General features: G+C 42.7%; 12 protein-coding genes. 3 read left to right on the top strand and 9 right to left on the bottom strand.

What is annotated here, in order from left to right; genetic code table 11:
- Positions 1 to 17: 17 nt before the first annotated feature.
- The 9 genes from C7H79_RS05790 to C7H79_RS05750 all read right to left on the bottom strand — a co-directional run bounded on the left by C7H79_RS05790 (position 18) and on the right by C7H79_RS05750 (position 8,276).
- A complete protein-coding gene (locus C7H79_RS05790; RefSeq protein WP_242447162.1) occupies positions 18 to 857 on the bottom strand; it encodes an endonuclease/exonuclease/phosphatase family protein in 840 nt (279 codons plus the stop codon).
- Positions 858 to 1,149: 292 nt separating this feature from the next.
- The gene (locus C7H79_RS05785) at positions 1,150 to 1,539 is read right to left on the bottom strand and encodes a hypothetical protein (protein WP_106706344.1); all 390 of its coding nucleotides are present in this window, start codon (positions 1,537 to 1,539) and stop codon (positions 1,150 to 1,152) included.
- Positions 1,540 to 1,890: 351 nt separating this feature from the next.
- Positions 1,891 to 2,073 (bottom strand): glutathione S-transferase C-terminal domain-containing protein, encoded by a 183-nt coding sequence (locus C7H79_RS05780; RefSeq protein WP_242447165.1) that lies wholly within the window; start codon positions 2,071 to 2,073, stop codon positions 1,891 to 1,893.
- A 309-nt stretch (positions 2,074 to 2,382) separates the two neighbouring features.
- Positions 2,383 to 3,756, bottom strand: coding sequence for an ammonium transporter (locus C7H79_RS05775; RefSeq protein WP_106706343.1), 1,374 nt, complete (start codon positions 3,754 to 3,756; stop codon positions 2,383 to 2,385).
- Between the two features lie 261 nt (positions 3,757 to 4,017).
- A complete protein-coding gene (locus tag C7H79_RS05770; RefSeq protein WP_106706342.1) occupies positions 4,018 to 4,524 on the bottom strand; it encodes a CNP1-like family protein in 507 nt (168 codons plus the stop codon).
- Positions 4,521 to 5,111 carry a DUF3501 family protein gene (locus C7H79_RS05765; RefSeq protein ID WP_106706341.1) on the bottom strand — a complete coding sequence of 197 codons (591 nt, stop codon included), beginning with the start codon at positions 5,109 to 5,111 and terminating at the stop codon, positions 4,521 to 4,523. The genes C7H79_RS05770 and C7H79_RS05765 overlap by 4 nt, the downstream gene beginning before the upstream one ends.
- Before the next feature lie 23 nt (positions 5,112 to 5,134).
- Positions 5,135 to 6,505, bottom strand: a complete 1,371-nt coding sequence (locus C7H79_RS05760) for a heterodisulfide reductase-related iron-sulfur binding cluster (protein WP_106706340.1) — start codon at positions 6,503 to 6,505, stop codon at positions 5,135 to 5,137.
- 113 nt (positions 6,506 to 6,618) lie between these two features.
- Entirely contained in the window at positions 6,619 to 7,038 is a 420-nt protein-coding gene (locus C7H79_RS05755) for a rubrerythrin family protein (protein ID WP_106706339.1), read from the bottom strand.
- 827 nt (positions 7,039 to 7,865) lie between these two features.
- Positions 7,866 to 8,276, bottom strand: a complete 411-nt coding sequence (locus C7H79_RS05750) for a MarR family transcriptional regulator (protein WP_172592366.1) — start codon at positions 8,274 to 8,276, stop codon at positions 7,866 to 7,868.
- A 189-nt stretch (positions 8,277 to 8,465) separates the two neighbouring features.
- Between C7H79_RS05750 and C7H79_RS05745 the strand changes: the two genes are divergently transcribed.
- The 3 genes from C7H79_RS05745 to C7H79_RS05735 all read left to right on the top strand — a co-directional run bounded on the left by C7H79_RS05745 (position 8,466) and on the right by C7H79_RS05735 (position 11,842).
- A complete protein-coding gene (locus C7H79_RS05745) occupies positions 8,466 to 9,494 on the top strand; it encodes a fatty acid desaturase family protein (protein ID WP_106706338.1) in 1,029 nt (342 codons plus the stop codon).
- A gap of 148 nt (positions 9,495 to 9,642) precedes the next feature.
- The gene (locus tag C7H79_RS05740; protein ID WP_106706337.1) at positions 9,643 to 10,419 is read left to right on the top strand and encodes a sulfite exporter TauE/SafE family protein; all 777 of its coding nucleotides are present in this window, start codon (positions 9,643 to 9,645) and stop codon (positions 10,417 to 10,419) included.
- Positions 10,420 to 10,687: 268 nt separating this feature from the next.
- Entirely contained in the window at positions 10,688 to 11,842 is a 1,155-nt protein-coding gene (locus tag C7H79_RS05735; protein WP_106706336.1) for an MFS transporter, read from the top strand.
- Positions 11,843 to 11,910 lie beyond the last annotated feature (68 nt).

Raw genomic sequence — 11,910 nt, 5'->3', positions numbered from 1 at the left:
AATTAGCTAAAAGTATTTCACCCAAGCTCAACCCACACCGGTTGATGATCCGAGGCTTCTGTTTCAGCATCAATGCCATGTACTTTGAGATACTTCACTAATCCATCGGTAATCATCACAAAATCGTAGCATTCCGGACGATCAACAAAATCCACCGGGCGTATACCTACGGTTGGTGCGTGTGGTATGCCGGGATTCAGTACCGACCAGGCATCATGAAAGTTCGATGTGCCATCGTTGAAAGGTGCAATAATTTGCGCATGTTCAGGTCCAGTTGCTGGAAAATTGAAATCGCCGCACATAATAGCTTCTGGGGGTCTGGGAAAGACTTCGAAAGCTCCGCCTCGTTCCTCAGCTAGAAATTTTCGTTGTGACATGGCGCATGCCTCGCGATGCAGTTGGCGGATAGTATTTATCTGAATCTCGCGTTGGCGTTGCGAGTAGTATTCCAGGTGTGTGGTCATGATACGCAGCGGTCCGATATCAGTTGTCACCACGGCTTCTAATAATATACGCTGCATGCTGGGTGTATTCAGTTCCGCTTGCCAAGGCAACAAATGACGCCAAATCTGACCGACAGGCAGACGGGTAAAAATGGCATTGCCAAACTGGTTGCGGTTGCCACGGTCATTCGGGACATCAGTGGCTATGCCATAAATTGTGGTGTAGCCGGGCAATTGCGCTGAAATTACAGCAACCTGATCCTCACCGAGGCTGCCAGGCAAGCCAGGAAAATTGACGGCGACTTCCTGCAGGCAGATGACATCAAAATCACCCAGTTGGCGGACCGTGCGGATGATGCGCGCGAGGTCGACTTGACCATCCATTCCACGCCCCCATTGGATGTTCCAGCTCAATAGCTTTATGATTTTTCTCCACTTTGTTAGCTAGCACATAGCACTATCCGTCTTTATGGAAATATGCCAGTGACACGATTTGTATTTTAACTGGTTTAATCTGAGATCGCTCGTATTGAGACTCTGAGCTTATTTGAGTTGCACTACTGTGAGAGTTTGTTTGCGCATGACCTTATCAACCAAACATCAGCAAAACAGCCTTGAAGTAGTTACCGGATGAGTTAACGATACTCCAAGGCTTGGTTTTGGTTATTTGGGCTTGTGGATCAGTAATCAACAAGCCTCTGTTTTCTTACCTGCGGCAGACCCTAGTAGCATGAGCTACTGTAAATCCTTGCTCGTTGATAAGTTGACCAGTTACTCGCCCTTGAACGAAAGTACGGACGATTCGAGTAGCACCAGCAGCAACATCTCCAGGATCGCTACTAAAATCAAATTCTATTTCATCACCTACAGTATGTTTAGGGGGGGATTTTTTTGTGTGACTGCCCGATATAATTTTAGCGATGTAGTTTCCTGCTACCATATTATTACCATCTACAGAAACTTTTGATTGGTTTCCTCTTGCGTCACATTTTACGCGTATGTTTGCAGCATTTGCATCTACTACGGGTAATGATGTAACTAATACTGTTAATACGGCACCCAAAACTGTTGAGGATTTCATAAACGTTAACTTCATGATTATTCTCCTGAAAAATAAGTATTCTTTAATTCTTTTCTTCATTTTTTTATACTTTAAAAAATACGCGGGAAAAATACCCACATACAATTGAACTCTATATGCGGAAATTGTATATGTCAAGAATTTTGTATGAATTTATTTATGACCAAGTATGATAATTAATAACTTGCTGTTCTATATATAATTATTGCGATTAAAAGCTTATGTTGTTTTGATTATTCGTGCATAAGCTTTGATGTTTGTAACAGCGTGCAGATTCGATCTGAATGCATCTGAGCTTTCAGGTCTCATTTCAGAGCTGAAAGTACCGTCGAGTTCCAGAAACTTAAATAAGTTCGGATAAAATTCTTACTTAATCCGATTAACGTAGCTATTCAAATTCTTTTTTGTTAATCCATATTCTTTAAGCGGCGATTCGATTGGGCAACCGATGATGTTGATGAGGTGTCCGAATCCAGATGTGTCAGGTGTTGTTGGTTGATCTCCCGGAAAGTATTTTTTGCTACCGAGCGTTGCAGATAGTGCATTGATATCTTGCTTGCTGAGTGCAAAGATTTCTTGCTCTTGAAGTCTGCTGGTGCCATGACCGTTAATTTGTCGCTGGATTTTTCGACGATATCCCTAATAACAGGTTGTAATCCACTAAAATGTGGTTCAGCATCCCACGTTAAGCTCCGGGGTGTTTAGCCGGCCGTTGAAAAACTATCTGTGTTGCTGCTACGGAGTTAAAAACAGGCTCAAAATGCTCATTAATTAAGAATAAATTGCACTTTTTCACCTGTTTTTGCCTTGTATCGGCTACCTCGAAAACATTTTTCAACGACCGGTTAGCTAGGAAGATTATGCAGTGGGCTCCGGCTTTTCCCCAGCCTCACGATTTTGTGTCGCAGCAATATTGTTTTCTAACAGCATAACTCGGGACTCCAGTCGAGCAATCAATGCCTTGGTCTCAGGAGATTCAACCGGAGATTGCGGCTTTGCTGCAGAGGTATGAATTTCCAGAGCTTCGACACGCGTTTGCAGTTGCTCCGGAAGTTTTTCTGTCTCAGGACCAGCAAGATGTGTAAATTCTACGCTATCTTCATAAGGCTCACGAGTGGTGCCGGTTGCCTTGATGATGGCGCCTGCGATCAAGCCACCTACAATCGCGATGATAAGCGTTATCATTATGCCATTAAACTGCGCAATTGCGATACCGGGAACTACCAGGAATGCACTGAGGCCGCCTAATAATCCGGGCATGCCGTGCAAATTGTGCACACCGCAGGTGTCTATAATTTTAAATTTTGACTCCAGTAATGGTTGCAAAATGACATAGCCCAGAACGGAGAGTATTCCGGCGAGCAAACCGATACCGAATGCTCCGGTAGGAGATACTACATCACATACGGAGCCGATAGCTACGCCACCAGCCAATGCAGCATTAGCCATGTCTACCATGGAGGTTTTGCCGTGATGCAATTTGGAGCTTAGGAAATATGTAGCGATGGTTGCGCCAGACAATGCTAACAATGTGTTAACTACCGTTTGTGGCATATTCTCTAATGGCACTAGCGCAGTGGCAAAACTGGGCCAGAACAGCCATAACACCATAGAACCCAACATGGCGAACCGATCAGAAGTATGATCGGATTCAATCAACTTGCTGCGTTGGTACTCAGTGGTCAGGACGATTGACATACTCAGACCAAAATAAGCACCAAAAGCATGAATCACCACCGAACCGGCAGTGTCCTGAAACCCAGTGGTATAGCCGATCGCATCATCAAGTACGATCCATTCGTTCAATAAATAAAGCGGAACAATTAAAGCTGCCAGCAATGCGTACTGAAACACACGTAAACGGCCCAAGACCGCACCCATGGCGATAAGGGCTGTGGCGACGGATAATTCAGCAAATAACAGAGAATCAAGTGTATGAGGCGATAGCTGGTGTCCAAAAATTCCGTTTGCACGTAACAGAATGTAGAGTGGAAGCCCTACCGCGACAACCAGATAAGTTCCGGTTACTGCACCAAAGCCATATCGGCGCACAAATACCATTAAGAAACCAAAGCCAATCAAAAGCATGGCTAAAATATGAATGATGTAATTATATTGCGCGACAACACGCGCTTCACTTAAAACGGGCGCTTCTGCACTGACTAAGCCGCTGAAACTCAGGAGAAGCAGACTGATTGCTCCCGATATTATCGAATTAAAGCTTTTATTCATGTGATTCTTCCTTATTTTAGTGATTTCTCGGGTTTATCCTCGACGAGATTCAGAGGAAGGGGTGTAAGATGTTAAGACAATTAGAAACCCCAAAGGGAGTGTGAACTTTAATTACCTTAAAGACAATAGGGATTAGGGAAATAATTAAAGACTGCGCCACACAAACCTACTGGCACAGAAGAAAAGCCATTGTTTATTGGAATAAAGATTACTGAAAGATATTATATAATATCAATAAGATATGAGTTTTAACTTCACTCTTTAACGGAAAATGTTGCGATGTATCCCGGCTTTTAGAGCCTGAATCGCGTCTTCTGTGCTACTTACAATTTGTCGATGCGGGCAAAAGATATTTTTGGCCAACTCACGCTGTGCGTTAAATTGCCGGACCAATTCAAGCTTTTGCCACTCCGATTCGCGGGGTTGTATCCAGGTTTTATCATCTCTACCGAGCGCATACAATTTTCGTTCGCTGGTAGCGCAGCGTATGCCTTCGTAACTGACATTGAGGGCACCTGATGACGATTTGACGACTAAAGTAAAGCGAATCACGCCATCTTCACCAATACTAATGGAATTTCTGTCAACCAAATAATGATTGCTGGAGACAGCTCCTGTGTCGAACTCCATCAGGTCTGTGGCATTCGGATAAGCAGGGAGTTGAGTTAATTGCTCAATCCATGGCTTATCGCTTTCAAATTGATCCTTGAAAGGAGGCTTGGCACAGGCAAACAATATGGCGCAGAGTAATAAGCAAATCCGTTTCATGCGCCTGATAAGTCTTTCAACAATGAGGTGAGAACATGACTGTCAACAGAATCTATGGATGCTTGATAGGCGGGATGATCAACGCCAATACTTAAGACTGCACCATGATGAAGCGATTGGATCATTTCGGAAGTGAGTTCAAAGCGAAGAAAATGAACTGATGAGGTTTTTTCACTATTTTCCCGTTCCAGGTCTTCGTCAGCAATGGCATATACGGGTGTATGCCCAGCAATGCTGACCCACACTTTATCTTCTATGCCAATTAAACCGGCCAGTTTAACGGCGCGTACTGCAGGATCTGGATATTCAATCAACATCGTAGCCTTCCAGTTATGTCCATCAGGAATCAACGGTGTGTATGTTTCAAGTTCGTGCATGATTTCATCTTCGTGAAAGATGCGTTCGACGTACAACATCTCTTGAATTTGATAGCGAATGGTGACAGCGTCCTCGAAGATAATCGTAATATTTTCTCCCAGGGAAATTTTGCGCTTTTTTTTATGTGCCATCACTTGAGCGCGAAAATCCTTACGAATCTTGGAATAGGCTTCCAGTGTCAACAAATCTTCACGAGTAATTGTAGCCATGTGTTTCTCTATTAAAAATGAACTTAGGTAATCGGTTTAAGGTCTTCGGTGGGCTGCATTTCAGCGTCAGCATCGTAAGCTATGCGCAACAAAGTAAGTGGGTGTAGCTTCTCTGCTTTACTTTCACCAATACCTTGCTCTATATGCCGCGCAGCAATAGCGCAGTCTGAGCTGATGTAATTTGGATCCGACGCAGCCATTTGTTTGAAGACGGGGCGGCCTATTTTCATGGAATCTGCAAAATGCTCGCTTTTAACACCCCAGGTGCCATCATGCCCTGAGCAGCGCTCAACGGTATTTATGGTTGTTTCCGGAATGAGTTGCAGTATATCGCGCGTTTTTTTTCCAATGTTCTGTACTCGTTGATGACAAGGGATATGATAAGCCACAGTGCCAAGGGGTTTCTTGAAATCCTTTTTGAGTAAATTATCCTGATTCCTTAATACCAAATATTCAAACGGATCAAACATTGCAGCAGCAACTGTATGCACTGCTTCATCATCTGGAAATAATAGTGGCAATTCTTGCTTATACATCAGCGTGCAAGAAGGCACTGCAGAGAGAATGGCATATCCCTCTTGAGCGAGTTTTAATAAATGTGGAATGTTTTCATTTTTAAGCTTTTCTACCGCTTCCAAGTCACCCAATTCCAGCTTAGGCATTCCGCAGCAGGCTTCTTTTTCTACCAAGCAGGTGAAGATTTCGTTATGTTCCAGGATTTTTAATAAATCGTGTCCAATACCGGGTTCGTTATAGTTAATGTAACAGGTTGCGTAAATAGCAACTTTTCCAGGGGTGCGCATTCCATTGATAACGGGGAAAGCAGGACCAGGCTCAGCACTTGAGCGAAATGTTTTGGTCGCATATTCTGGCAATTTTCTATCGGCATGAATGCCCAGCATGCCATCCATTAACTTGCGAGTAATAGGCGTTTTGTTCACTGCATTTACTGTTTGAACTACGACAGGAATGGTGGCCAATTTACCCATTAAATCGGTATTTGAAAGCAGTCTGTCACGAAATCCTGCACCTTTGTACTTATATTTGACTGCTTTTGCACGGAGCATTAAATGCGGGAAATCAATGTTCCATTCGTGTGGCGGCACATAAGGACATTTAGTCATGAAACACATGTCGCAGAGATAGCAGCGATCAACCACTTCCCAGAATTGTGTTTTATTGACACTATCCAATTCACCTGTCGCACTATCATCAATGAGGTCAAACAGACGTGGAAAGGCTGTACATAAATTGACGCAGCGCCGGCATCCCTGACAAATATCAAAAACCCGTTCCAGTTCCTGATTTAGGCTGGTTTCATCATAAAAATCAGGATTCTTCCAATCGATTGGATAACGTTTGGGAGCTTCGAGACTGCCTTCACGGGTGGTCATAATGTTTTTTTCGTATCAAAAATTTCGAATAAAGTATTGGCGGGATTTAACCAGAAGCTCAATCTGTCAAACCCCGCTGACTCTGACTAGGAACGATGTGATAGCGCAATGAATTAATCAGTCAAGCTATCTAATGCGCGCTGGAATCGATTGGCGTGTGAACGTTCAGCCTTAGCCAGTGTTTCGAACCAGTCGGCAACTTCGTCAAAACCTTCGTCGCGAGCTGTTTTTGCCATGCCGGGATACATGTCGGTATATTCGTGCGTTTCACCGGCAATGGCGGTTTTTAAGTTGTCACGTGAGGCACCGAATGGCATGCCGGTAGCCGGATCACCGCAGCTCTCAAGATATTCCAAATGACCATGTGCATGACCGGTTTCGCCTTCAGCGGTAGAACGAAATACAGCAGCTACATCATTTTGTCCCTCTACATCCGCTTTAGCTGCAAAATATAAATAACGCCGATTAGCTTGAGATTCTCCAGCAAAAGCGGCCTTAAGATTGCTTTCAGTTTGAGATCCTTTAAGTTCCATCATTTTCTCCTTTTTAAATTAATATATTATTGTGGTTGATTCGATGAAATGAATGTATTTTACGTATTGCACAAAACCGAGGTTAGCTGATTATGGAAGGCATGAGATAATAGTTGTGGCACTTTGACAACACTTTCTTCAATTTATTCAGAACATGGTGAGTGTGCATAAATACAAAATCCAATCTGTGCATGGAGACTATCGAAGGACTTGGGGATTGTCAACTATCCGTATCTTCCTGAAAAGAGGAGTATCGGGATTGGAGTCAACGTGATCAGAAAAAGTAGTGTTATGTTTTTTAGGTTTGGATCCCTAGCGTCTGCAGCAAGATAGAGTAAATTGAAACCCTAAGGATCAAAATTCCTGTTTCTTTGGCTGGAGTCGTTTGAAAACAAGCAGATGGAATCGCGTTGGAATTCCTTCTGCGGGTGAGGCTACAAGATTAATAAATACCTACAGTGCGTATCAGCAGGGATATGCCACGTTCCCGTTCAATCATAGACTTACCGCTACATGATTCTGCAGATGAAAAATCTAATTTTAGCTTCTCAGGACTTAATCATAAAAAAAGTCGTTACAATTTCAACTTCCGCTCTTCGTTTAAACTGGGTTTGCTACCTGTTTGATTAAGTGAGATAACTTTCTTCAAAGCATGTCGCTCAATTCCATTATTATAATATTTGCGCAGAATTTCGCTGCGCTCGCGAAGGTTGAATTACTTGCCTGCCACGTTCATGCAGTGTCTTGTCTTTAATGATTCTTGCGTCAATTTATGGTTTGCAGAATCATTAAAAATTAGAATTATTTATTGAGCGGATCTATAGGATTTAAAGTTTTTCTTTCGAAGATGCCGAAGGCAGTGCTTCGAAAACCGAAATTGAATAATCGAGGAATTTTTCAATTTTCTGCTTGAGGTCGTGGGACATAGTAATTCGCTTAGATCGCAGATCCTCTGAATCCGTATGCTCTAAAAGCAAACCGTGATCGATTGCAATCTGTACATATTTGACGGCTGTTCGCTGGCTGATATTAGGCATAAGCGTGTATAGCTCAGATTTTCTGAATGAATCGTTGGCAGTTGTGTTGACCCTCAGCCACATTTGTGTAAAAAGATCGTAATAATTAAGATCATGGAAGATCTTGTTTCCGAGCACATTTACCCAGTATCCATCAACATTGCTTAACAACTGAATGAACTGGCATCTCCTTGTGTTCGATTGCTTAGGATGTGTATCCATCTGCTTTTCTTGTTTTTCTCATCATATGAAATAAAAATAAATTGTTCAGTGGGGGATCATACTATATAATTGCATGCAAAATTGCATGTATAATTACTGTTTAAAAAATGCGTGACAAAGTTTTCGATTGCTTAAAGGTTACATTTTAAATTTATTCTGTATTCATGTTGGTTTGAGGAGCGATAGATCATGTTAAATAAGCTTGAGGGGTCATTCTTTCGGTATAAGGGAGGCTTGCGTCCATATGTTGCAGCCATACTATATTGCCAATTAGCCTATTTCGGCGGAGTCGTGCTCATTCTGTCCTCGAACCCCATTTGGATGATAATCGGCACGCTTTTTTTGACGCATGGTATGTTGATTGCGGCTTATCTGATTCACGACTGTGGACATAACGCTTTATTCAAGTCGCCTCATCATAATGCCTTCATCGGAAGCGCATTGAACTGGCTTACCGGTGGTTGTTATGGTTGTTATCAAGATTTACGGATAAAGCATATGATGCATCACATGCATAACGCAGATATCATCGAGTTTAATTATAGGGATTACCTTGCTCGTCATCCGATACAGCGCAAATTAGTGGAGATTTTGGAGTGGTTTTATATACCGGCAATAGAAGTTATCATGCACGGAATCCTTATTATCGCTCCGTTCGTTTGTGAGCATAAAAAAGATCAGCGGCTACGCGCAGCTGCGGTAATCGTTGTGCGATTCAGTTTGCTTCTAACATTATTTCTGTATTCGCCAATCGCCTACGCATGCTATTTGCTCGCCTATATGATGTTTTTAACGATTTTACGTTTTATGGATGCGTTCCAGCATAACTATGACATAGTTATGCGACACGATAATAAACCGGATTTAATGATGCATAGAGGTGGGCATGAGTATGAGCAGACTCATACGTTCAGCAATCCGATTTCAATCAACAATCCATGGCTGAATCTGTTTACGCTTAACTTTGGATATCATAATGCCCATCATGCAAGGCCTACCACTCCTTGGTATGAGTTGCCGAATCTTCATCAATCACTGTATGGCAACGAGACGAATTTTATCGTTCCGTTTCGACAACAATTGTCGAGTTTTCACAAAAACAGAGTGATTCGAGTGATGGGTGATGAGAGCGAAATACATGGAAATCACTTCGCGCAGCGCCTACAGAAGGGCGAGGCCGTTGGAATAAATGGCGTATCATTTCTGACTCCGTTTTAAGTTCGGCAGTATGAGCAGAAAATGGATCAAAAATCGACCTCCAGATTCTGGCGATAACGTGCGTGATGCCCAATTTATTACAAGGAAATATCGGATGTAGGTATGCAAAGCACATCCACAAATCATACTGAGGCTCAAATATTCTAACATGACCGAATGGATTATTATTGTTGTGGCGGGAATTCTGGGAGGAATGCTTAATGCATTGGCCGGAGGAGGTAGCTTTATCACGTTTCCCGCTTTAATCCTGGTAGGAGTGCCGCCAATATTAGCAAATGCAACCAGTACCGCAGCACTTCTGCCCGGATATATCGCCAGTACCTGGCGATTCAAGCGTGATATTGAATTTCCTGCCGGATTAAGTTGTGCAGCTATGGTGATGGTTACACTGTTCGGCGGCAGTCTGGGTGCAGGTATTTTGCTCCATACCAGTGAACAAGTATTTTCAACTTTGATACCTTGGCTCATCTTGTTCGCCACGATCTTATTTGTTGTCGGTCCGCGCGCAAATGACAGCAGAATACATTCATTGCAGAGGCCAACGAATTCCCGTCCAGGATTATGCTTAAGAAAGCCGCTAGCGATATTCTGTCTGTTTGTCGTGTGTGTTTATGGCGGTTATTTTAATGGTGGCTTAGGCATTATCCTGCTTGCTGTGCTTGGATTGATGGGTCAAACAAATCTGCTTGGTATGAACGGGCTCAAGAATCTTGTTTCATCTTTTTTAACTGCTATCGCAGTCATGGTCTATGCCATTGGTGGCGTAATAGTCAGCAAACAATTTCTGGTGATGGGTGCGGCTGCGATTGTCGGAGGATATTTTGGTGCGGCATTGGCATATCGTATTTCTAAACAGGCCTTGCAAGTTATTATCGTATCCGTCGGCCTATTCATGTCTGTAAGTTTTTTCTTAATGAAGCCCTAAGATCGTCCAGAACGAGGTTTCATGCATGAGAGCGGACAAATTAACTGGTCAATTTCTAATCGAAATTTATGTGAGCATAATTTACTCGTATCGGGTAAAAGTGTTACAAAAATACTTTGCTTAAATTCGTCGATGGTTTGTATTGTTATAAAATTACTTGAATTTGATTGCACTAGATTGTTTAGCTGCTATTCTTTGATTTACTGAGTTTTACAGATCCATATTTCGACAATCTTTTGTTTAATCGCTGTATCAATTTTTCCACAGTATGCCATCACTTCCTTATTGGCGCCTTTCAGGTTTCTATTTTTTTTACTTTGCTTTTATTGGTGCTTTTGCACCGTATTGGAGTCTGTATCTCCAGTCATTATCGTTTAACGCACTGCAGATCGGTATTCTGATGTCTTTATTGCTAGTTACGCGTATTTTTTCACCGGCTGTCTGGGGATGGCTGGCCGATCATACAGGCAAGCGAGTATGGGTGGTGCAGATCGCGGCAATAAGCGGTTTTGTGAGTTTCTGCGGTTTTTTCGCAGGAGAATCTTTTACCTTGATCTTTATCGTCATGCTGCTGATGAGTTTCTTTTGGAGTGCTTCACTGCCTCTGATGGAGGCGATTACATTGTCTCATCTGGGAGATTATACCGACAAGTATGGACGGATTCGTTCTTGGGGGTCAGTCGGGTTCGTTGTGGCAGTGATCGGAATCGGTTATCTGCTGGAAGAAGTGGAAATTATCTGGCTGCTTTGGGTGCTTTTAGGACTTAAACTGGGTATTGTGATTTTTTCTTATCAAATTCCAGAAAAAGAAATCATGCACTATGCCACAGGATTGCTTTCGATACGGCAGATCTGCCTGCGCCCAGAAGTTATGGCATTTTTATTGTCCAGCATGATGATGTTGTTTGCGCATGGCGCATACTACACATTTTTCTCCATTTATCTGGTTGAGCATGGCTATGACAAAGGATTTGTCGGATGGTTATGGGCGATTGGCGTGATTTGTGAGATTGGAATCTTTTTTATCATGCCGTGGTTAATGCGGCATTTTCGATTAAAGCATATTCTGATTTTTAGTTTTGCTTGCGCCATACTTCGTTTTGTATTAATAGGTCAATACGTCGAATGGCCGGTGGTTATTGTCATGGCGCAGATTTTACATGCAGCAACCTATGGGGCGCACCATGTCGCAGCCATGATGGTGATTCATCAATTCTTTCGGGGGCGTCATCAAGCGAAAGGTCAAGCGATTTATACTAGTATCGCTTATGGAATGGGTGGAGCGTTGGGAGCGGTATTCAGCGGTTATACTTGGGATTGGTTGGGGGCGGACAACACTTTCTTTATGAGTGCCGCCGCAGCGCTGGCAGGTTTGATTCTAATTACATGGAAAATGAAGTCTTCAGTCGCTAATATCGAATAGTATAGTTAGTTTGTTGAATCAGTATACTTTATGGGATAATTGCACGTTTAGAACCGATTTTAATTTTT

The sequence above is a fragment of the Nitrosomonas supralitoralis genome (genome assembly GCF_003011925.2).
GTDB classification, from domain to species: domain Bacteria; phylum Pseudomonadota; class Gammaproteobacteria; order Burkholderiales; family Nitrosomonadaceae; genus Nitrosomonas; species Nitrosomonas supralitoralis.
The sequence above is the reverse complement of the archived record's forward strand: the minus strand, read 5'-3'. Positions and strand labels throughout refer to the sequence as shown.